This is a genomic window from Tistrella sp. (genome assembly GCF_002684955.1).
In the GTDB taxonomy this organism is placed as follows: Bacteria; Pseudomonadota; Alphaproteobacteria; order Tistrellales; family Tistrellaceae; genus Tistrella; species Tistrella mobilis.
Window position 1 is genome coordinate 23617 of sequence record NZ_NYWI01000021.1, and the last position, 23849, is coordinate 47465.

A 23849-nucleotide genomic window follows, 5' to 3' on the forward strand; every position below is an offset into this window, starting at 1 on the left:
TGCCCGGGAGATGCCCCCGGGAAGCGGGTCGCGGTGCATCGGGTCAGGGCCCGTTCCGCGATACGGTCTTCCGGCGCTCAGCGCCGCCGCGCCTTGCGCGCAACCACCGGAGGGGCCGGCTCACGCGGGCGGGTCGCATACAGCACCAGCAGCACCACGAAGGGCGTCAGCAGGATGGACAGCAGGAAGGAGACGACGAAGCCCGGTTTGCGGCCCGCGCCACAGAGGCCGACCATCACCGACATGACGACGTAGATGATGGGGAGCATGAGGCCGGCAATCGGCGGCATCGCGGTGATCCTCTCGGTGCGCAGGTCCAAAGACCGGGTTCGACGTGGTCAGGCGACGGGCGCCGCCCGCCCCGCACCCCGCAGATGCGGTGACGGAAGCGGGCGGGCGACCCGTCGGATGGTCATCCGTTGAACGGCAGTCACGACGCCTTGGTAGCGGCGGGCTTGCCTTCGGCCTTCGCTGCGTCGGCCGCGGCCTTCGCCGCTTCGGTGGTCGACGGCGCATCGGCCTTGGCGGCCTCGAATTCGGCCTTGAAGTGCTCGCGCAGCTGATCCGGGTTGAAGTTCAGCAGCGTGCCGCCGGTCTCGAAGTGCTGGATGAACACCCGGCCGATGGCATAGGTCACGGCATACGAGACAGTGGGCGAGACCGCGAGGCCGATGACGGTACCGACCACCGGCACCGCCTTCACCAGGCTGGCGACGCCACCGACCAGGCCGGCCGCGGCCGTGCCGGGGACGACGGTGTTGGCCAGCGAGCCGATGATCGCCTTGGCGCGGTTCTCGCTGAACGGCACGTCATAGAGCTTCGACAGCTCGTAGATCATCTTCACCTGCACGCCCGTGACCAGGGCCACGTCGAGCAGGGGGAAAGGCAGCAGGCCGGCGCCCGCGCCCCAGAGCGCGCAACGCTTGACCAGCGAACGCGCATCGTCGGCGCGCAGCTCAGGGGTGTACTCTTCGGCGGGAGCAGCCGTCACTTCGGCGGTGGACATCGATCGCATCCTCATCCAGGGGCCCGGACCAGTCTTGCCGGGATAGGCCAGTCTTGCCGGGATCGTTCGGTGGGTCGGAAGGGGGAAGGGACGACAGCCCGTCGTGGGGCAGTACCGTGGAGGGACAGTGCCGTGCGGGCAAGGTCACCCGTACCATACTGATGATCCACGCAGAGCGTGCCATTCTTCCTCTGAAACGCCAACGGAATTCCCGGAGACATCCGGTTCCGCAGGCGGTACGCCATCTGGCCGGCATCCAGTGGCAGGGTTTTCACACCCGGCGCGGTCATGATGCCGTCCGATCCTTCAATCTCTGCTGAAGCAGCGCATCGGGCGGTGGGGGATCCACCAGCACCTTGCGCCGCTTCCGCGAAATCAGAGTATAAACCGCAGGTATGACGAACAGCGACACGAACGTACCAAAGGTCATGCCGCCGACGATCACCCAGCCCAGTTCGCGGCGCCCGCCGGCGCCGGCGCCGGTGGCGATGGCCAGCGGCACCGCGCCCAGCACGGTGGCGATCGTGGTCATGATGATCGGCCGGAGCCGGGTTTCGGCCGCCTCGATCACCGCTTCAGTCCGGTCACGGCCGGCATCGCGCAGCTGATTGGCGAATTCGGTGATCAGGATGCCGTGCTTGGCGATCAGGCCGATCAGCGTCACGAAGCCGATGAAGCTGTAGATGTTCAGTCCGCCGCCGGTCTCGCTCAGGGTGAAGATCGCACCGGCCACCGCCAGCGGCGCGATGGCCAGCACGATCACCGGGTCGCGGAAGCTTTCGAACTGGGCGCTCAGCATGAAGAAGATGAACACCAGCGCCAGCAGCAGCACCAGACCGGCCGAGCCGCTTTCCTGCGAAGCCTTGGCGGCATCGCCGGCCAGCACCGGCTTCATGCCGGGCTGGAGCACCTCGTCCATCAGCGGCATCAGCGCCTGGAAGGCTTCGGCCAGCTGATGACCTGGGGCGACCGCGGCGGTAAACGTGGCCGAGCGCAGGCCGTCGGTGTGCTCCAGCGTGTCGGCACCGACGGTGCGGTGCAGTTCCACGAAATCGCGCAGCGGCAGCGGATCGACGCTCTTGCCGCGGATTTCCAGCGTGTTGATCGTCTCCACCTGGCCCCGCCATTCGGGCGGCAGGTCGATGATCACCTTGTAGAGTTCGCCGCGGTTGGTGAAGGTGGAAACCGGGTTGCCGCCCAGCGCCGCCTGCAGCGTGTCGCCCAGCGCGGTCGCCGTCACCCCCTGCTCGCCCGCGCCGTCGCGGTCCAGCGTCACCTCCAGCTGCGGCCGGTCCAGCTCCAGGCTGGAGGCCGGGTCCGCGATCGACGGCAGTTCGCGCGCCTTCGTCACCAGCCGGTCCATGGTCCGGGCCAGATCGTCATAGCTGCCGGTGGTGGTGATCATCAGCTGGATCGGCCGCGAACTGCCGCCGCCACCCAGCGGGCTGACCTGCAGAACGTCGATCCGCAGGCCCGGGATCGCCGCCAGCAGCGGCTTCAGCGCATCGCCGATTTCGGTGGCGCTGCGGCTGCGCTCCCCCCAGGGCTTCAGCAGCAGATAGGCATTGGCGGCAGACGGCTTGGGGCTGCCGAGCAGGGTGAGGACGCCGGTCGCCTCGGGCACGGTTTTCAGCACCGCCTCCACCCGGGCGATCTGATCCTGGAGATGATCGAGGGTCGAGGTGCCGCGCGCCTCGATGTCGAACAGGATATAGCCCTGATCCTCGACCGGCGCGAAGGCGAAGTTCAGCCGGCTGGTCGCCGAGAAACCGACATAGAGCGCGGCGATCACCCCCACCAGCACCAGCCAGCGCCGGTGCAGCAGCCAGCCCAGCAGCCGGGCATAGCCGCGAGCCAGCGCCTCGGTCGCCCGTTCCACCCGGCGGGCATAGCCGTGTTCGGCCCGGGCGCCGATCAGCCGCGCGCACATCATCGGCGACAGCGTACGGGCGATGAAGCCCGAAATCAGCACGGCCCCCGCCAGAGTGAAGGCGAATTCCCGGAACAGCATGCCGATCTGGCCGCCGACCAGACCGATGGGCGCGAAGACCGCAGCCAGGGTCAGCGTGGTCGCGATCACCGCAAAGCCGATCTCGCGGCTGCCCAGGAAGGATGCGGTGAAAGCATCCAGCCCGTCATCGACATGGCGCTGGACGTTTTCGATCTCGACGATGGCATCATCGACCACCAGGCCGATCGCCAGCACCACCGCCATCAGGGTCAGGGTGTTGATGCTGAAATCCATCGCCGCCATCAGCCCCAGCGTGCCCAGCAGCGACAGCGGGATGGTGACGAGCGCAATGGCGCTGGAGCGCAGCGAGCCCAGGAAGATGACCACCACGCCCAGCACCAGGGCGACGGCGATCGCGATCGTCTCGAACACCTCATGCACCGAGGCATCGATATAGATCGTGCTGTCGAAGGCGATCTCGAGCCGGAAACCGCCGGGCAGGCCGGCCTGCAGGGCCGGCAGCTCGGCCTTCACCAGTTTCGCGATGTCGAGCGGATTGGCGGTGCTCTGCGGCACGATGCCGACGGCCACCACATCGCGGCCGTTGAAGCGGATGGCATTGTCCAGGCTTTCCGGCCCCACCTCGGCCCGGCCCAGATCGGAGATGCGCACCAGATAGCCGGGCTCGGCGCGCACCACCAGACGGTCGAATTCGGCCGCGGTGGACAGCGCGCCTTCCACCACCACATCGGTGCGGTCGGTGCGGGTGCGGATTTCGCCGCCGGGCACGTCGGCATTCTGGGCGACGATCGCCGCCCGGACATCGCCGATGGTGATGCCATAGGACGCAAGGCGGATCGGGTCGAGCACGATGCGGATGGCATAGCGCCGCTCGCCCAGCAGCGTCGCCTGGGCCACGCCGTCCAGCGCGGCGATCCGCGGCAGCAGCAGGCGATTGGCGGTATCGCTGATCTCCAGCGCATCATGATTGTCGCTCGCCACCGTCAGGAACATGATCGGCTGGGCATCGAGCGACTGCTGCGCCACCACCGGCGCCCGCGCCGCCTGGGGCAGCGTGTCGGTCAGCGGCGCCACCTTGTTGCGCACCTCGTTGGCGAGCAGCAGCCCGTCGAGCCCCAGGCGGAACTGGATCTGGACCAGCGACATGCCGGCGCGGCTCTGCGAGGTGATCTGCTGCACGCCCGAAATGCCCGACACCGCCTGTTCGATCGGCGTGGTCAGCTGGCGTTCGACCTGTTCGGCCGCGGCCCCCGGATAGACGGTGGTGATGGTGACATAGGGGAAGTCCATCGCCGGCAACTGGCGGATGGACAGATGGTTGAGCGCATAGAGCCCCAGCAGCGCCAGGATCAGGTTGATCACGATCGCGAAGACCGGCCGGCGGATGCAGAGGTCGGAGATCAGCATCAGCCGCCCCCGCCTGCCGGTACCGGATCGATCCGCATGCCGTCTTCGACCTTGAACTGGCCTTCCACGATCACCGGCGTGCCGGCATCGAGCCCGGTCACGATCTCGACCGTGCCGCCATCGCCCTCGGCACCGATGGTCACCGGGCGGCGGACGGCCTTGCCGTTGTCGGCCACATAGACGTAGTCGCCCGAGAGCGACGACATCACCGCCGGCCGGGGCACCAGTACGGCGCCCTCGCGGCTGTCGAGCAGCAGATCGACATTGACGAACAGGCCCGGATGGATCGGCCGGCCGCCGATTTCGGCCTGGGTCAGCTCGGCGCGGAGCAGGATGCTGCGGCTGTCGGGTTCGATCGAGGGATCGACCAGCGTCACCCGGCCCTGAATGGGGTCGGGGCCCAGGCTCTGGGACGAGAGGGTGACCGGCAGGCCGGTCTTCAGCCGGGGCAGAAGTTTTTCCGACACCCGGAAGGTCACCCGCAGGCGGGAGCGGTCCTCGACCGTCAGCGCCTCTTCACCGGGAGAGAGAAAGCTGCCGACCTCGATCTTGCGGGTGCCGGCGACGCCGTCGATGGGTGCGCGCAGGGTGAGCAGGTCGAGCTGGGTCTGCTTCACCTCCAGCGCCGCCCGCGAGGCCGCGACCGCCGCCCGCGACTGGTCGATATCGGCGCGGGATTTGGTGCCCCGGCGGCCCAGTTCTTCGTCGCGCTTCAGGTTCTGGGCGTCCAGCGCCGCGGTCGCCCGGGCGCTTGCAAGCTCGGCCTCGGCCACGCGCTGGTCCAGCCGGACCAGGGGCTGGCCCTGCTTCACCGCTTCCCCCTCGCGGAACAGCACCGCGACCACATGGCCGCCGGATTGCGGCGACAGCACGATGCGCGCCACCGGTTCCACCGTGCCGAAGGTGATCAGGCGATCATAGGCCGTGCCGCGACCGGCCTTGGCCACGCCCACCTTCATCGCCGGCGCCGCCGGGGGCTGCTGGGGTGGCGTGGCGGCGGTTCCGGCAACGGCCGGCCCTTTCGTCGCCCCCGGCGCAGGCACGCCAGGCACGAGACCGGCCTGCCACGCCCAGCCGGCGGCGCCGGCCAGGCCTGCAACGATCACCAGCGTGATCCAGCCTCTCGCCCTCATCCCACTCCCCTGCTGCGGCGCAACACACCGCGAACGGTCACTGGTCCGGGGTGGAGGGTGACACGACATGGCATCACCTGTCTACCGAACCGCAACCAAAAATCCACTTGCACGGGAATATCTCCCGGCCTACCAATGGGCGCAACTTCGTGGGCACCGAAACTGTGGCGGAATGCACCGTGCCGGATCCCATGGTCATCGATAGCAGGATCTGCGGCTGCCTTCATCTCTGCGCCATCCGGCGATCAACAACCATCGACCGGAGTCCCCCCTCGCAGGTTGCCGCATCGCCAGAGCCGCGCCTATCATAGCCTGATCACCAGCGGAATGAAGACTGCCGATGACCGCGCCATATTTCATCGCACATCAAAACATCTGGCTGGATGAGCGGCTGAATACCGGACCGGGCTCATATCACATCGGTGGATATGTTGAACTCCGTGGTCCTCTGGATATCGATATCTTCGGCGCGGCACTGAAGGCAGTGGCGGTTGCACATGCCGGCCTGCATATGCAACCGGTGCCCGAAGGAGACGGTTTTCGTCTTCTCGCATACCAAGACACTTTCTCGTCACCTGTCAGCGTCGATCTGTCGCAGGAGGAAAATCCTGTGGCAGCTGCGAACGCATGGATGGCAGCGGATTTCCGCCGGATATTTCCGGCCGGCGCCCCCCTGTTCAGGTGGGGGTTGATACGCCTCGCCGCCGACCGCCATTTCTGGACCAAGACCTATCATCATCTGATCGTCGACGGCCACGCGATCTCCCGGATCGTGCAGGATGCCGCACATGCATACACCTCGCTGCTCGCCGGCCGCGACCCGGGCCTCGCCGGCAGCGATCCGCTGGCGATCGAGGATCCACTTGCAGGCGACGGCGTGTCGGCGCGCCGCCACTGGTCGACGGTTCTGGCAGCGGCCCCGCCAGTGCTCAACCCGGTACCGCCCCTGCCGCCCCCGCATTTCGGCCCACCGCATTTCGGCCCACCGGATCTCGCCCCGCCCAAGCCCGACGTGCCGGGCCGGCGAACCCGGATCGGGCTGGAGCGCCGGGTCTATGACGGCCTTGCCCGGCTTGCCGCAGAGGCCGGCGCCGGCCTGCCGCAGCTGCTTCTGGTGCTGGCCTCCGCCGCCCTGCTCCGCCGGGCGGGGCGGGATGCCCTGGTCGCCGGCCTGCCGGTCGCCAACCGGCCGACCGCCGCCCACAAGGCGGCCGTCGGCCTGTTCGCCACCATGCAGCCGGCCATCGTTGCGATCGATGCGACCGACCGACCGCTCGATGTCGCGGCCGCTCTGGCCCGCAGGATGCGCAGCGCCTATCGCCATCGCAGCATCGCCTTTGCCGAACAGGCGGCGATGCTGGCGGCGGTGCGTGGCCGGGGCACGCCCGCTTTCGATCTCACCCTGTCTTTCGAGCCGCACGACTACGATGCCCGCTTCGGCCCGGTGACGGCGACCGCCCATACCCTTTCAACCGGGCGAGAGCCGCATCCGCTCTCGATCTTCGTGCGCGACTATCACGACGGCGCCGCCGTCACCGTCGATCTGGACTGGCGCAGCGACGTTTTCGCCGCCGACGACATCCCGGCCCTGATCGCCCGCTTCAGCCGGCTCTGCCATCGGCTCCTCGACCAGCCTGAAGCCAGCCTCGGCCGGCTCGACCAGCCGGATGCCGAAACCCTCGCCCGGCTCGGCCGGCTGGGCCGCGGCCGGCCGCCACGACCGGGCGATCTCGCACCGCTCGCCGATGCGATCGCGGCCCAGGCCGCCGCCACGCCCGCGGCCCTTGCGGTGGTCGATGCCGCGACCGGGGATCGGGTGGACTATCAGGGCCTCGTCGCCCGCGCCGGCCGCCGCGCGGCCGCCCTTCAGCGCGCCGGTGCCGGCCCCGAAACCGTGATCGGCCTTGCCCATCCGCCGGGGGTCGAGGCCGTGGTCTCGCGGCTCGCGGTCTCGATGGCGGGCGCCGCCTGGCTGCCGCTCGATCCCGAGGATCCCCCTGCCCGCCGGGCGGCGATGCGCGATCAGGCCCGCCCCCTGCTGGTGCTGGACGACCAGTCGGCCCGCGCCCTCGACCTGACCGTTGCCGCCGATGCCCGGCCGGCAGCACGGCCGGTTCATCCCGAACAACTCGCCTATCTGCTGTTCACCTCGGGCTCGACCGGCACGCCCAAGCCGGTCGCCGTGCCGCACCGGGCCCTGGCCATGCACATGGCCTGGATGGGCCGGCGCTACCCGCTCGGCCCCGACGACGTCGTCCTGCAGAAGACCCCGGCCGGTTTCGACGCCTCGATCTGGGAGTTTCTGGCGCCGCTGATGGCCGGCGCGCGGCTGGTGCTGGCGCCAGCCGGCAGCCATCGCGACCCTGAGATGATCGGGCGCCTTTGCGCAGATCACGGTGCCACCATCCTGCAGGCCACGCCGACCCTGATCGACGCGCTGGCCGCGAGCGGGGCGCTCGCCCGTGCCAGCCGGCTGCGCCGCCTGTTCGCGGGCGGCGAGATCCTGGGCCCCGCGACAATCGCCGCCGCCCGGGCGGCCCTCCCCGCCGATGCCGCCCTGATCAATCTCTACGGCCCCACGGAATGCTGTATCGACGCCTCGGCCGCCGACATCCCGGCGGATCTGCAGGGGGCGGCGCCGCTGGGCGATCCGGTCGACGGCGCCAGCCTGCAGGTGATCGATGCCGCGGGCGACCCGGTCGGCCCGGGGGTCGCCGGTGAACTCGCCATCGGCGGCCTGGCCGTCGGCCGTGGCTATCACGGCGATCCGGTGCGCACCGCGCTCGCCTTCCGCCCCGACCCCGAGGCGGAGATGCCGGGCGCCCGCCGCTATCTGACCGGCGATCGCGTCCGCCGCACGGAACGGGATGCCCTGCTGGCGCTGGGCCGGATCGACGGCCAGATCAAGCTGGGCGGCCGGCGGATCGAACCGGGCGAGATCGAAGCCGCGCTGATGGCCCATCCCGCCATCGCCCAGGCGGGCGCAGCCCTGCTGCCGGCGACCGACGGCGCCGCCCCCCGGCTCGGCGCCTGCATCGTGCTCCGCCCCGGCCATCCTGCCCCGGCCTCCGACGAGCTGCGCCGCCATCTGGCGGCCCGCCTGCCCGCCGTGCTCCACCCTGCGATCGTTACCACCGCCGATCGCCTGCCGCTGTCGCGTTCCGGCAAGCTCGACCGCCGCGCCCTTGGCCAGGCGATGGCCGGGGAGGCACCGGCCACCGCCGCCCGCGCCCGCCTCGATGGCCCGCTTCAGGCCGAAATCGCCGCGATCTGGGCCGAGGTGCTCGACCTGCCGATGCCCGGATCCGGCGCGGATTTCTTCGCCCTCGGCGGCCATTCGCTGAAGGCCATGCAGGTAGCGACGCGGCTGCGCGCGGTGTTCGATGTCGAAATCGGCCTGGAAGAGCTGTTCGACCATCCCCGCCTCGACGATCTGGCAGCACTCGTCGCCGCCCGGCGCCGGGATGCCCCTGCGGCCCCCGGCCCCGTGCTCGACATCCTGCCGGTCCCGGCCAGCAGCCTGCGCCCGCTGTCGTTCGCGCAGGAGCGGATCTGGTTTCTGGCCCAGTGGCCGGACGGCGCCGTCGCCTACAATATGGCGATGGCGGTCCGCATCGACGGCCCGCTCGACGTCGCAGCCTTTGCCGAGGCCGCGGCCGTGCTGCCCGATCGCCATCCGATGCTGCGCACCTGCTTCGCAGCCCCCGACGGCGTGCCGCTTCAGCGGGTCGATCCCGAGGCGCGGCTGCTGCTCACGACCCGCGATCTCAGGGATCTCGATCCCGTGGCGCGCGATGCGGCGGTGACCGAGGCCGCCGCCCGCGACGCCGCCACGCCATTCGATCTGACCCGGGCACCGCTGGTGCGGCTGACCCTGCTGCGGCTGGCCGATGACGCCCATGTCCTGCTGGTCAACCTGCACCACATCGCCGGCGACGGCTGGTCGGGGCAGATCGTGCTGGAAGAGCTGACCGCCCTTTACGCGACCCGGATCGGCGCCGGTCCCGATCTGCCGCCGGCGCCCGCGCTCACCTATGCCGATGTCGCCGACTGGCAGCGCCGCCGGCTGAACGATGCCGAAGCCCGCCGCCAGCTGGACCATTGGCGGGGCGTACTCACCGACCCGCCGGTGCTGGATCTGCCGACCGACCGGCCGCGGCCGCCGGTGGTCTCGTCGGGGGGCGGCTGCCTTGTCCGCGATCTGCCCGCGGATCTGCCGGACGATCTCCGCAGGCTTGCCGCCGCTGCCGGTGGTACCCCCTTCATGGTGATGACCGCCCTGTTCGGCCTGCTGCTCGGCCGCATGGCCGGCCAGGACGAGGTCGTGATCGGCACGCCGGTGACCAACCGCCCGGACCGGCGGCTGGAGGATCTGGTCGGCTTCTTCACCAACACCCTGCCGCTCAGGCTGGATCTGAGGGCCGCCGATCTTCCCGCCCTGCTCTCCCGCACCCGCGCCACCTGCCTCGCCGCCTTCGACCATCCGGACCTGCCCTTCGAGCGCCTGGTCGATGCCTTCGCGCCCGAACGCAGCCTGGCCCATACGCCGCTCTTCCAGGTGATGCTGGCCTGGCAGCTGGCCGGCGCCAGCCGGCTGGAACTGCCGGGGCTTGCCGTCAGCCGGCTTGCCCCCGCCTTCACCGCAGCCAAATTCGACCTGATGCTTTCGGTCGAAGAGACCGGCCGGTCGATGTCCTGGCGCTTCGACTATCGCGCCGAGCTGTTCGAGCCCGAGACGATCGCCCTGATCGCCGACCGGCTCACCGCCCTGATCCGCGCCGCCGCCCGCCATCCCGCAGCGCGTCTGCCGGAACTCTTCGAAGCCCCGGTTCCGACAGTGCCGGCGTCCCCCGCCTCCGCATCCGATGTCGTCGACCTCATCCTCGCCCGTCTCGACGCCGATCCCGGCCGGATCGCGCTGGTCGATGCGGCCACGGGCATCAGCCTCACCGCCGCAGAACTGGCAGCCCGCGCCCGCCGCCGCGCGGCGGGGCTGGTCGCGGCCGGCATCGGCCCCGATCGCATCGTCGCCCTCGCCCATCCCCGCGGGGCCGAGCTGGTGGTGTCGATGCTGGCAGTGGCGATTGCCGGCGGTGCCTGGCTCGCCCTCGACGAGGACGAGCCCGAGGCGCGCCGGGCGCTGATCCTGGCGACCGCCGCCCCCGATCTGGTGCTGGATGCCCACGGCGCCACCCGGATCGATGCCGCCGCCGGCGATCATCCGCTGCCGGCCGGCGCCCGCCATCCCGACCGGCTGGCCTATCTGCTGTTCACCTCGGGCTCCACCGGCACGCCCAAGCCGGTGGCCGTGCCGCACCGCGCGCTCGCCCGGCACATGGCCTGGATGAACCGCAGCTTCCCGCTCGACGCCGCAGATGCCGTGCTTCAGAAGACGCCCACCGGCTTCGACGCCTCGGTCTGGGAATTCCAGGCGCCGCTGATGACCGGCGCCCGGCTGGTGCTGGCCCCCTCGGGCAGCCATCGCGCGCCCGAGACCCTGGGCAGGCTGCTCGACGCCCATGGCATCACCATCCTTCAGGCGACACCGACCCTGGTCGATGCGCTGGCCGCCACCGGCGCCCTGGCCAGCGGCAGGCGGCTGCGCCGGCTGTTCATCGGCGGCGAAGCGCTGGGTACCCCCACCATTCGCGCCGCGCGCGCCGTGCTGCCGGCCGGCTGCGCGATCATCAACCTCTACGGCCCCACCGAATGCTGCATCGATGCCACCGCCTGGGTCGCGGACGGTCTGCCCGCGGCGGGCACGGCGCCGCTGGGTGCGGCGATCGACGGCGTGCATCTCGTGGTGCTCGACCGCACCGGCCGTCCCGTCCCGTCCGGCCTGCCGGGCGAACTCGCCATCGGCGGCGAGACCGTCGGCCGCGGCTATCACGGCGATCCGGTGCGCACCGCGCTCGCCTTTCGTCCCGACCCGGCGGCCCCCCGCCCCGGTGCCCGCTGCTATCTGACCGGCGATCGGGTGCTGGTCGATGCCCGGGGCCGGCTGCGCTATCAGGGCCGGATCGACGCCCAGATGAAACTCCGCGGCCAGCGGATCGAGCCGGGCGAAATCGAAGCGGTGCTGAGCGCCCATCCCGCCATCGCCCGCGCCGGGGTGACGGTGATCAGCGCCGAGGGCGGCGAGACCCTGGTCGCCTGGCTGGCCTGCCATCCGGGGCAGGCGCTGCCTGCGGCCGATGTGCTCCGCCGCCATGTCGCCCGGCATCTGCCGATCCACATGATCCCGGCGCGCTTCGTCGCGACCGACAGCCTGCCGCTCACCGCTTCGGGCAAGCTCGACCGCCGGGCGCTGACCGCCCGGCCGCTGCCCGCGGCTGACCGCCCTGCCGGCGGCGATGCCCCGGTCAGCCCGGTCGAGATCCTGATTGCAGAGATCTGGGCCGAGGTGCTGGACCGGCCGGCCATCGCGCGCAGCGACGATTTCTTCGCCCTCGGCGGCCACTCGCTCAAGGCCGTGCGCATGCTCGCCCGGCTGAACGAGGCGCTGCCGGTGGAGGTGCCGCTGCGCACCGTGTTCGAAAACCCGACCGTGGCGACGCTTGCCGCCGCCCTGGGCGCCCTGACCGATGCGGCACTGGCCGGAGATGACGATCTCGCCGCCCTGCTGGCCGAAATCGAGGCACTCCCCGAGGTAGATGGGTCCGAAGTAGATGGGCCCGGAACAGATGGGCCCGAGGCCGAAACCTTTCCGGATACCGCCGCCCAATGAGCACGCTCCCGCCCGATACGCCTGCCGGCCGCAGCCTGCTTGACCGCATGGCCGCCCTCAGCCCCGCCCAGCGCGCGGCGCTGAAGCAGCGTCTGGCGGCCCGCGACGGGGCTCCGGCAGCACCTGCGACGGCTGTCGCTGCGGAGACATGGCCCGAGGTCGGCGCACAGGCCCCGCTTTCCCCCGCCCAGGCGCGCTTCCTGTTTCTGGCCGAAGACGAGGCGGGCGATGCCCAGGCCATGTCGCTGATGCTGCGCATCGACGGCCCGCTCGATGCCGACCGGCTGGCGGCGGCGGTCTCGGACGTCGTCACTGCCCAGGCGGCGCTGCGCTGCCGGATCCTGAAAACCGCCCGGGGCCCGGTGCAGGAGGTGCTGCCCGCCCCCGCACCGGCCGAGGCATTGCCGGTCGTCCATGTCTGGCCGGCGGAGGATGCCGACGCCGCCCTGGTTGCGGCGGGCCTCGCCCTCGGCCGCGAGGGCTTCGATCTCGCTGCCGGCCCGCTCGCCCGCTTCCGCCTGTTCCGCTGTGCGCCGGATCTGCACGGGCTGGGGGTGGTGCTGCATCACATCGTGGCCGATGGCTGGTCGGCCGGGCTTTGCCTCGCCCTGATTCAGGACGCCTATGCCCGGCGGATGGCCGGCCGGCCACCGGCGCCGCCGCCTGCGCGTTCCGCCTTCGACGAAGCCCGGCGTCTGGCCGATCTGGCAGCCGGCGAAGCACACCACCGCCGTCTCGACCGGTGGGTCGACCGTCTGGCCGGCGCGCCGCTGCGGCTGATGCTGGATGGCGGGCCGGGAGAGCCGGGCCCCGCCCGGCATCTGCCCTTCCGGATCAGCCCCGCGCGGACGGAAGCCCTGGCCGGTCTCAGCCGGCGCGTGCCCGGCGCCACGGTCTTCACCGCCCTGCTCGCCGCCTGGGGCGCGGTGCTCGGCCGGTTCACCGATCAGGGCGACACCACGATCGCGGTCGCGGTCGCCAACCGTCCAGATCCGGCGCTCGACCGCACGATCGGCGAATTCGCCGATCTGGTGGTGCTGCGGCTCACCACCGCCGACGATCCAGGCGTGGACGCCCTGCTCACCCGCACCCGCGATGCGGTGATCGACGCCCAGGCCCATGACGGCATCACCCTCGCCCAGATCATGGAGGCGATCGACCGCCGCCATGGCGCCGGGACCCGGCCGGCGATCGACGCCGCCTTCAGCTTCCTGAACGTGCCGGCGCCTGCGGCCGACGCCCACGGCCTGCGCTTCCGGCCGCTGCCGCTGCCGGCCGACCGGCTGGATTTCGCGCTCTATCTGACGGCCCATGAAGATCCCGCCGGCGGGCTGGCCGGATCGCTGGGCTTCCGGCCCGACATGGTACCGCCGGCGCTCGCCGCCGCACTCGCCGACGCTTTCGGGCTGGTCGTCGACGCCATAGCAGTTGACGGCAGCCTGCCGGTGTCGCGCCTGGCCCTGACGACCGAACCCGCCGCCGACGACCTGCCGGTGGTGACCGGCCCCGATGGCCGGCTGCATCTGGCACCCGTGGGCCTGCCGGGCCGGCTGCTACCCGGCCCCGACCGCGCGCGGCGGCTGTCCGACGGCCGGCTGCGGCTGCTGCCCGGCATCGACGGCGCACTGCGCCGCGGCACCGCGCGGGTTCATCCGGCCGCGGTGGAAGCGGCGCTGCGCCGCCTGCCCGGCGTGCTCGATGCGGCGGTCTGGACCCGCATCGGCACCGATCACGAGACCCGTCTGGTCGCGGCGGTCGCAACCGGCATTCCGTCGATCGGACCTGCGGGTTTCGCGGCCGGGCTCGTGGACGCGCTGCCGCAGCTGCTCCGCCCGGATGCCGTCCTGCCGGTTCATGCCATCCCGCGCGATGCCGAGGGCCGGCCCGACCGCGCCGCCCTCGACCGGCTGGCCGTGCCCGCGGCCCCGCACCGGGCGGATCGGGCTGCCCTGGTCTGGGTGGAGGCGCCGGCCCCCGCTCTGCCGCGCCTGCCGCTCGACAGCCTGCCCGGCACCGCCAGAGCGGCGGATGACGCGGGCTGGCTGGTGCCGGGCGACCCGCCGCCGCCGGCACTGGCCGATGGCGGGCCGCTGGTTCTGCCCGCCGATGCCCCGCGCACGCTGGATGCCGCCCTGATCGCAACCGCCGCCCGCCATCCGGGGCGCGGCATTCTGCATGACGACGGCCGCGGGTCGCCGCGGCTTCAGGATTATGCCGGGCTTCTGGCGGCCGCCCGCCACACGCTGGGCCGGCTTCAGGCGGCGGGGCTGCGCCCGGGCGACCGGGCGGTGCTGGTCTTCGCCGACCTCTCCCGTCATATCGAGGCGCTCTGGGCCTGCATTCTGGGCGGCATCCGGCCGGTGACGGTCGCCGTGCCCCATACCGCCGGCGATGCCGTCGCGGCCAAGCTTTCGGGCACCCATGCGCATCTGGGCGCCCCGCCGGTGCTGACCGATGCCGACACCCGCGATCATCTGACCCGGATCCTGCCCCAGGCCCGGATCCTGGTCGCCGCCCCCGCCGCCGACACGCCTGACGGGGTTCCCCATCCGGCCACCCCGGAGGATGTCGCCTTCATCCAGCTCTCCTCGGGCTCGACCGGTGTGCCCAAATGCATCCAGGTCACCCATGGCGGGGTGATCGCCCATGTCTTCGGCCAGGTCGCCGCCTGGGGGCACGGGCCCGACGACGTGTCGATGAACTGGCTGCCCTTCGACCATGTCGTGCCGATGCTGACCTGCCATCTGAAGGACACGGTGCTCGGCCGCCAGCAGATCCAGGCCCCCACCGCTGCGGTGCTGGACCGGCCGCTGCTCTGGCTCGACCTGATCGAACGCCACCGGGTGACGCTGGCCTGGGCGCCCAATTTCGCCTTCCGCCTGGTCGCCGACGCCTTGTCGCGTGAGACGGGCCGGCGGCGCGACCTGTCCTCGATCCGCTGGTTCATCAATGCGGGCGAACAGGTGACGGCGCCGGTGGTCGCCGATGCGCTGGCGGCCATGGTGCCGCATGGCCTGCGCCCCGGTGCCGTGCGCAATGAATTCGGCATGGCCGAACTCTGCACGGTGATGACCGGCGGCATCGACTTCACCGCAGACGGCGCCTGCCGCCATGTCACCGCCGGATCGCTCACCGGCCGGCTGCGCGCCGCAACCGCCCCCGGCCCCGGCACGGTCAGCTTCGTCGATGCCGGCCGGCCGATCCCCGGTGTCGCCATCCGCATCGCCGATCCCGACGGCGCCACCTGCCCGGAAGGCGTGATCGGCCGGCTTCAGGCGCGGGGTGCCGTCACCACCCCCGGCTATATCGACAACGCCGCCGCCAATGAAGCGGCCTTCGCCGATGCCGGCTGGTTCGACACCGGCGATCTGGGCTTCATCGCCGATGGCCGCCTGGTGCTGACCGGCCGGCTGAAAGAGATGATCGTCGTCCGCGGCGCCAATCATTATGCCCATGACGTCGAAGACGAGGCCGGCCGCGCGGCGGGGGTCGCCGCCACCTTCGTCGCCGCCACCGCCGTCGACCGCCCCGATCTCGGCACCGAAGGGATCGCCGTTTTCTATGTGCCCGAGGCTTGTCTGGCCGAGATCGGCGCCGCCGATGATGCCGGCCCGCGCCGCGCCGAAATCGCCGAAATCACCGCCCGTCTCGCCCGCCGGCTCGGCATTGCGCCCTCGGTGGTGGTGCCGCTGGACCGGGCCGATTTCCCCAAGACCACCAGCGGCAAGATCCAGCGCACCGCCCTGCGCCGCCGGCTGGAAGCGGGCGATTTCGATGCCCGACTCGCCGCCCTCGGCCTCACCCCGGGCCGCGATCGGGGGCCGGGCCTGCCCGACTGGTTCCTTGAGCCGGGGGATGCCCCCGCCCCGCCGCTTGCCGGCGCCCCGCGGCTTGGGTTGATCGAAGACCGCCTGCCGCGCGGCATGGCGCTGGCCGATGCCATCGACCGCCGGCGCGCGCTGCTGGCCCGGCTGGCCGGCCGGGATGCCGAGCTGGTCCAGGATGCCGAACTGGTCACCGTGACACCCGCCGGCGACGTCACCGCCGCCGCGGTCGATGCCTTCACCGCCGCCGCGGCCGAGGACCTGCCCGGCCTGCATCTGCGCCGGATCATCGTGGCCGACGGCACCCCTGAAGCGGTGGTCACCGACGAGATCGCCCGCGGCACCTTGCCGGTGGTCCACCTTACGGCCGGCGGCCGCACCCGGCCGGTGCTGCGCCCGGCGCGGCTCGCCCCCGATACCCCTGCCCAGGGTATCGCCCCGGGGCAGTCCTGGCTGGTCACCGGCGGCCATGGCGGGCTCGGCCGGGCGCTGATCCGCCATCTGCTCGATCGGGGCGTGGCCTCCGTCACCGTCATCGGCCGGCGTATGGCAACGATGGATGACCCGCGGGTGCAAGCCCTGTCGCTTGATCTTGCCGCCGCCGATGCCGGCGCGCGGCTTGCGGCCCTCGGCCGGTTCGACGGCATCGCCCATCTGGCGGGGCTCTATCGCGAGCGCCCGGCGGCCGAGGAAGACGGCAGGGCGGTGGCCGAGCTGGCGGCGCCCAAGACCGGCATGCTCCCGGCGCTTGCCCGCCTGCTGCGGGATGACGGGCTGCTGATCGCCTTCTCCTCCGTCGTGGCCCATCTGCCGGCGGCCGGCACCGCGGCCTATGCCGCCGCCAATGCGGCCCTCGAAGCCGAAGCCGCTGCGCTGCGCCGGCCCGGCGGGCCACGCCTCGTCACCATCGCCTGGACGAATTGGGAAGGGCCCGGCATGGGGGCGGCCGTCACCGGTGCCGCCGGCCTCGCCCGCGGCCGCGGCCTGCTGCCCATCCCGCCCGCCGACGGTCTGGCCAGCCTGGATGTCGTGCTGGCCGCGGGCCTCACCCGCGCGGTGATCGGCGCCGATCGCCGCCATCCGATGATCGCGGCCCGCTGCATCGATCCGGCCCTGTCCCCCGCCCGCGCCCGCGCGGTGCTGCTGGTGGCTGGTGAGACGGCTGCCCCGGCGACGCTCCGCCGGGCCGAAGACATCTTCGGCACCCCTGCCGGCCCCGGGCTCCGCCATGTCGATCATCTGCCGGAAAGCGACGACGCCCTTGCGGTCCTTGCCGCCGGCGGCGACACCATTGCGGCCGTCGCCCCCCGCACGCCGACCGAAGCCGCCCTGGCCGCGATCTGGTCGGAACTGCTGCCGGCACCGGTCCCCGGCATCGATGCCGATTTCTTCGCCGCCGGCGGCCACAGCCTGCTCGCCGCCCGGATCGTCACCCGGATCAACGACCATTTCGGCCTGCATCTCACCCCGGCCGCGCTGTTCGATGCCCCGACCATCCGGGCGCTGGCGGCGCATGTCGACGGCGTTGCGGCGCCGGACCCGGCCGGGGCCGACGAGGATTTCGAGGAGGGCGCCCTGTGACCGCCACCGACCTGCTCGCCCGCGTCGCCGGTGCCGGCATCCAGCTCTGGTCCGAAAATGGCGAGCTGCGCTTCCGGGCACCGAAAGGGGCGCTGACCCCGGAACTGCGGGCCGAGATCGGGGCGCGCCGCGCCGAGTTGATCGCGCTTCTGGCCGAGGCGGCCGCCGTCGCCGCGGCGGATGACCGCGACCCGCTGCCCCCCTTCCACCCCGAACTGGACGATGAGATCCCGCTCGCCCCCGGCCAGGCCCGCTGGTGGTTCCTCGACCGGCTGGGCGCCGATCCGCGGGCGGCGCTGATCACCGCCGCGCTCGACCTCAGGGGCCCGCTCGACATCGCCCGCCTGGCCCGGGCCTTCGCCGACATCGCCCGCCGCCATCAGCCGCTCAGGACCGCGATCGTCAGTCATCAGGGCATACCGCGCGCCGTGCTCCGGCCGGTGCCCGCGCCCTGGCCGCTGCCGGTGACCGATGCCGCCGACGACGCCACGGCCGATGCGATGGCGCGCGAGATTGCCGCCCGGCCGATCGATCTGGCGGACGGGCTCAACCTCCGCACCGCACTCCTCCGCCAGGCGCCCGATCATCACCGGCTGGTGGTGGTGCTGCACCATGCCGCCGCCGATGGCTGGTCGCTGGGCGTGCTGCTCCACGAGTTGCAGGTTCTGTATGACGGCGGCACGCTGCCGCCGCTCCGCCGCAGCTATGCCGAAGTGATGCAGGATCAGGGGCGGGTCCGCACGGCCGATCTCGATGCCTGGCGCAAGCGGCTGGCCGATCTGCCGCCGGCCTCGGACCTTCTTCTGCCCGGGCACCCCGAACCGGCCAGGCACCCCGAACCAGCCGGGGGCGACCCGGTGATCCGGCGGCGTCTTGCCCCAGAGACGTCGGCCCGGCTCGACGCCCTCGGCCGTGGGCTGGGCGTCACCCCCTTCATCATCCTGACCGCGGCCGCCCAGATCCTGATCGGCCGGCTGTCGGGCAGCCGGGATTTCGCCCTCGGCACCCCGGTCGCCAACCGGCCCGATGCCGATGCCGAGGCGCTGATCGGTTTCGTCACCAACACGCTGGTGCTGCGCGCGGCACTCGGCCGGGCGCGCACGGTGCGCGAGCTGCTCACCGCCATCCGCGGCGACACCCGCGATGCGCTTGCCCACCAGTCGCTCCCCTTCGACCGGCTGGTCGACGCACTGGGCATTGCCCGCACCGGCACCGACAACCCGCTCTTCCGGGTGCTGGTCGCAGCCGGCGCCGCCGATCTGCCGGCGCCGAGGCTGGGCGGTCTCGACGTCGCCATTCTGCCTGCCCCGGCCACGAGCACCCGGCTCGACCTTGAAATTCACGGCCATGCCGGGCCGGAAGGCTTCGATCTGGCGGTCACTTTCGATCCGGCCCGGATCGGCCGCACCGCCGCCACCGACCTGCTGGACCGGCTGGGTCTGATCCTGGACGGCATGGCGACCCGCCCCGATGAAGCCTGGGCCGACCTGCCGATCCTGACCGCGGCCGAGGCCGCCCGCATCGATGCGGCGGCCCGCGGCGCCGCCATCCGCCACCCGCGGGTGCTGGACGAGATCGTGGCCCGCGCGGCCGAGGCCCCTACGGCACCGGCTTTGGTCGACGCCCATGGCAGCCTGGATCGCCGCGGTCTGATCGGCCGCGCCGCCGCGCTCGCCGGGCAACTCGGCGCCGTGCAGGGTGCACCGGTGGGGTTGATGCTGGGCCGCGGTCAGGCCCATGGCATCGGCCTGCTGGGTACCTGGCTTGCCGGTGCAGGGGCCATGCCGCTCGATCCCGAGCTGCCGGATGCCCGGCTCGCGACCATGATCGCCATCGCGGAACCGGCCGCGATCGTCGCCGATGCGGCAGAGATCGACCGGCTGCGCCGGCTGACCGACCGGCCCGTGCTTGCCCTGCCCGATGCCACCACCGAAGCCCGGCCGGTCGCGACATCGCCCGACGACCTCGCCTATCTGCTCTTCACCTCGGGTTCGACCGGCACGCCCAAGGGGGTGCGGGTCGCCTGGCGCACGCTCGACCAGTTGATCGGCTGGCACCGGGCCCGCCACCCCATGCCCGCCCGCACCCTCGGCTTCGCCCCGCTCGGCTTCGACGTCTCGATGCAGGAAGCGGCCCTGGCCTGGGCCGAGGGCGGGACGCTGGTCACCGCCGACGAGGCCACCCGCCGCGATCCGGCGGCGCTTGCCGCCTTCATCTCGCGCCACGACATCGCCCGGCTGTTCCTGCCGGTGGTGATGCTGCACGCGCTGGCCGACCATCTGGCCGACCATCCCGACCGGACCCCCGCCTCGGTGCAGATGATCGCGACCGCAGGCGAGCAGCTGCGCATCACCGCTCCGGTCCGCGACTGGTGCCGGCGGCAGCCCTTCGCCATCGACAACCAGTACGGCCCGACCGAGACCCATGTCGTCGCCGCCGAACTGCTGCCGGCATCGGATGTCGACCGCTGGCCCGACCGCCCGGCCATCGGCCGCCCGGTCGACGGCGCCACGCTTTTCGTCACCGATCCGGCCGGCCATCTCCTGCCCGACGAGGTGGCGGGCGAACTGCTGATCGGCGGCGCGGCCCCGGCGCTCGGCTATGCCGGCGATGCCGCCCGCACCGCGGAACGCTTCGTCACCGGCCCCGATGGCGGCCGCGCCTATCCCACCGGCGACCGGGTGCTCCGCCATCGCGACGGCCGGCTCAGCTATCTGGGCCGGGCCGACGACCAGGTGAAGATCCGCGGTTTCCGGGTCGAACCGGGCGAGATCGAGGCGGCACTGGGCAGCCATCCGGATGTCGCGCAGGCGCTGGTGGTGGTGCGGATGATCGCCGGCCAGGCGACGCTGGTCGCCCATGTCGAGCCGCGCGCACGCCCCGCCGACGAGACCGGCTTCGCCCAGGCGCTCGCCGACCATCTGCGGGCCCGCCTGCCCGAGCCGATGGTGCCCGCGCGCTGGGTGATCAGCCCCGCCCTGCCGCGCTCGGCCAACGGCAAGCTCGACCGCCGGGCCCTGCCGGCCACGGACGGCATGCCGCTCGCCACCGCCACGGCCACGCCGCCCGCCACCGAAACCGAGCGGCGGCTGGCGGCGATCTGGGCCGAAATCCTTGGCCTGCCGGTCGATGCGGTGTCGCGCGGCGACGATTTCTTCGCCCTCGGCGGCCATTCGCTGCGCGCCACCCAGCTGATCGCCCGCATCGGCCGCGATCTGGGCCTGGAGCCTGCGGTGGCCCAGGTCTTCGAGACCCCGCGCCTTGCGGATCTGGCGGCCGCCCTCGATGCCCTGACGCCGGCCGGCCGGACCGCCCCGATCCCGCGCCGCACGGACGACGACGACCTGCCGCTCTCCTTCGCGCAGGAGCGGTTGTGGTTCATCGACCAGTTGAGCCCGGCGCGCGGCGCCTACAACATGCCGGCCGCCCTGCGCCTGACCGGTCGGCTGGACCAAGACGCCCTGGCGCGCGCCTTCGCCGCGATCTGCCGCCGCCATGCCGTGCTGCGCACCGCGATGATCGAGCGCGACGGCCGGCCGGTGCAGCGCATCCATCCCGCACCCGAGACCTGGCCGCTGCCGGTGGAGGACCTCTCAGACCTCGCCGATCCCGAAGCCGAGGTGGTCGCCCGCGCGGTCGAGGATGCCGAAACGCCTTTCGATCTCACCCGGCCGCTCAAGATCCGCACCCGGCTGCTGCGCCTGGGTGAGACCAGTCATGTCCTGCTCGCGACCCTCCATCACATCGCCTCCGACGGCTGGTCGATCGGGGTGATGGTGCGCGAGCTGGGCGCGCTTTATGCCGCCTTCGCCGCCGGCCGGCCCGATCCGCTGCCGCCGCTCGCCGTCGACTATGCCGATGTGGCGCTCTGGCAGCGCGCCCGGCTGTCCGGGGCTGAACGCGACCGGCTGCTCGACCACTGGCGCGGCGTGCTCGACGGCTTCACCGCCCCCGAACCGGTCTTCGACCGGCCGCGGCCGGCGGTGCAGAGCTATCAGGGCGCGCTGACCCGCCGGCCGATGCCGGCGGCACTTGCCCGCCATGTCGACGAGACGGCGCGCCGCCACAAGGCGACGCCCTTCGTGGTGCTGCTTGCCGCCTTCCAGTTGCTGATCGGCCGCATCTCGGGCACCACCGACGTCGCCGTCGGCTCGCCCATCGCCAACCGCACCCATCCCGATACCGAGGCGCTGATCGGCTTTTTCGTCAACGCCCTGGTGCTGCGCAGCCGTTTCAACGACGATCCGGGCTTCGCCGCCTTCACCGACCGGGTCCGCCAGGTGGTGCTCGACGCCCAGGACCATCAGGACCTGCCCTTCGAGGTGCTGGTCGAGGCGCTGGAACCCGACCGGGCGCTGGACCGCAACCCCCTGTTCCAGATCGCCTTCGCGGTCCAGAACGCCGAAGTGCCACCGCTCGCCCTTAACGGGCTCGACATTCAGCCGGTCGAGCGCGAGGTGACCCGTACCCGCTTCGATCTGGAACTCCATGTCTGGCCGTCGGAGACCGGCTACGATCTGGTCGCCTATTACGCCACCGATCTTTTCGATGCGGCCACGGTCGACAGACTGCTCGGCCGCTACGAAACCCTGCTCACCGCCGCCCTGGCCCAACCCGAGGCCCCGGTCTCGACCCTGCCGGTCGCGACCGCGGATGAAGAGGCCGCCCTCACCGCGCTCCGTGCCGGCCCGCCGGCCGCGGCCTTCCGTCCCGTCACCGCCGAAATTGCCAGCCGGGCAGCCGAGGCCCCCGCGGCTCCGGCGATCCTGCACCAGGGCGCGCCCCTCTCTCGCACCGATCTGGACCAGGCCGCCACCCGCCTCGCCCGGCGGTTGATCGCGGCCGGTATCGGACGCGAAGACCGGGTCGGCCTGCTCTTCGACCGCTCGCCCGCTTTCGTGATCGCGGCACTGGCGGTGCTGCGCGCGGGGGCAGCCTATGTCCCGATGGTGACCGACTATCCGGACGAGCGCATCCGCTGGCAGATCGCCGATGCCGGCATGCGCGCGGTGCTGGCCGCCGCCGATCAGGCGCCCCGCATCGGGGATGCCGTGCCGGTGCTGGTGCCGGACGACGATACGGGTGACGGCGATGCCGCAGCCCGGCTGCCCGATCCGGCGGGCCTGGATGCCGACCGCCTCGCCTATGTCGTCTATACCTCGGGCTCCACCGGCCGGCCCAAGGGCGTGGCCGTCACCCATGGCGGGCTCGCCAATCTGGTCGCCTGGCACCGGCGCGCCTATGCGCCCGACCGGACCACCCGCATGGCCCAGGTGGCCGGCCTCGCCTTCGACGCCGCCGGCTGGGAGATCTGGCCGGCGCTTGCCGCCGGGGCCGCCCTGGTCCTGCCCCAGCCGGGGGCCAGCCGCGATCCCGACCTGCTGCTGGCCGATTTCGTCACCCATTGCGTGACCCAGGCCTTCGTGCCGACGCCGCTTGCCGCCCCGCTGCTCTCGCGGCCCAGGCCCGAGGGGTTGAAGCTCGACCTGCTTCTGACCGGTGGTGAGCGCCTGGCGGCGGCACCAGAGATGCCCGGTGTGCGCCTGATCAATCATTACGGCCCGACCGAAACTGCGGTGGTTGCAACCGCAGGCCCCGTCGATCCGGCAGAGATCGCCGCCGGCCGCGCACCCGCCATCGGCCGGCCGATCGACGGCTTCACCGCCCATGTCCTGGACCGCCGGATGCGTCCGGTGCCCTTCGGCGTGGCGGGTGAACTCTGGCTGGGCGGCGCCGGTCTGGCCCGCGGCTATCTGGGCCGCCCGGAGCTGACCGCCACGGCCTTCCTGCCCGACCCGTTCTCCTCTACCCCCGGAGCCCGGCTCTACCGCACCGGCGATCTGGTGGTGCGGCGGCCCGACGGATCGCTCGATTTCCGCGGCCGCGCCGCCGCCCAGGTGAAGCTCCGCGGTCACCGGATCGAGCCGGGGGGAGATCGAGGCGGCGCTGCGCGACGATCCGGCGGTCGCCGAGGCCGCCGTGCTGCTGGCGCCGGCGGGCGATGCCCAGGCCGCCGCCCGGCTTATCGCTTTCGTGGTGGCGGACACCGCCGCCGACGAGGCCGACCGTGCCGCCCGCGAGGCCGAGCGCGCCGAGGACTGGCGCCGGCTTTATGCCGATACCTATGGCGCGCTGGACGGCGACCCGGTGTTCCGCATCGCCGGCTGGACCAGCAGCTATGACCGCAGCCCGATCCCGG

At 72.3% G+C, this 23849-nt stretch carries 7 protein-coding genes; 3 read left to right on the forward strand and 4 right to left on the reverse strand.

Annotated features, from left to right (window positions below; all coding sequences use genetic code 11):
• Positions 1 to 77: 77 nt before the first annotated feature.
• The 4 genes from CMO28_RS05800 to CMO28_RS05815 form a co-directional block, all read right to left on the reverse strand.
• On the reverse strand, positions 78 to 290 hold the full coding sequence (locus CMO28_RS05800) for a hypothetical protein (protein WP_062763033.1): 213 nt from the start codon (positions 288 to 290) through the stop codon (positions 78 to 80).
• A gap of 140 nt (positions 291 to 430) precedes the next feature.
• Complete coding sequence (locus tag CMO28_RS05805) at positions 431 to 1006, reverse strand: YcjF family protein (RefSeq protein ID WP_062763031.1); 576 nt, start codon at positions 1004 to 1006, stop codon at positions 431 to 433.
• A 286-nt stretch (positions 1007 to 1292) separates the two neighbouring features.
• A complete protein-coding gene (locus CMO28_RS05810; RefSeq protein WP_296710989.1) occupies positions 1293 to 4385 on the reverse strand; it encodes an efflux RND transporter permease subunit in 3093 nt (1030 codons plus the stop codon).
• Complete coding sequence (locus tag CMO28_RS05815; RefSeq protein ID WP_296710992.1) at positions 4385 to 5518, reverse strand: efflux RND transporter periplasmic adaptor subunit; 1134 nt, start codon at positions 5516 to 5518, stop codon at positions 4385 to 4387. Before CMO28_RS05815 ends, CMO28_RS05810 begins: the two co-directional genes overlap by 1 nt.
• A 340-nt stretch (positions 5519 to 5858) precedes the next feature.
• On the opposite strand from CMO28_RS05815, the gene CMO28_RS05820 reads away from it, so the two are divergent.
• Genes CMO28_RS05820 through CMO28_RS05830 form a run of 3 tightly spaced genes read left to right on the forward strand, consistent with a single transcriptional unit; the run spans position 5859 to position 23832 of the window.
• On the forward strand, positions 5859 to 12245 hold the full coding sequence (locus tag CMO28_RS05820) for a non-ribosomal peptide synthetase (protein WP_296710995.1): 6387 nt from the start codon (positions 5859 to 5861) through the stop codon (positions 12243 to 12245).
• The gene (locus CMO28_RS05825; RefSeq protein WP_296711000.1) at positions 12242 to 17650 is read left to right on the forward strand and encodes an SDR family NAD(P)-dependent oxidoreductase; all 5409 of its coding nucleotides are present in this window, start codon (positions 12242 to 12244) and stop codon (positions 17648 to 17650) included. Before CMO28_RS05820 ends, CMO28_RS05825 begins: the two co-directional genes overlap by 4 nt.
• Positions 17647 to 23832: a non-ribosomal peptide synthetase gene (locus tag CMO28_RS05830; RefSeq protein ID WP_322111297.1), complete on the forward strand. Its 6186-nt coding sequence runs from the start codon at positions 17647 to 17649 to the stop codon at positions 23830 to 23832. Before CMO28_RS05825 ends, CMO28_RS05830 begins: the two co-directional genes overlap by 4 nt.
• The last annotated feature ends 17 nt before the right edge of the window (positions 23833 to 23849 follow it).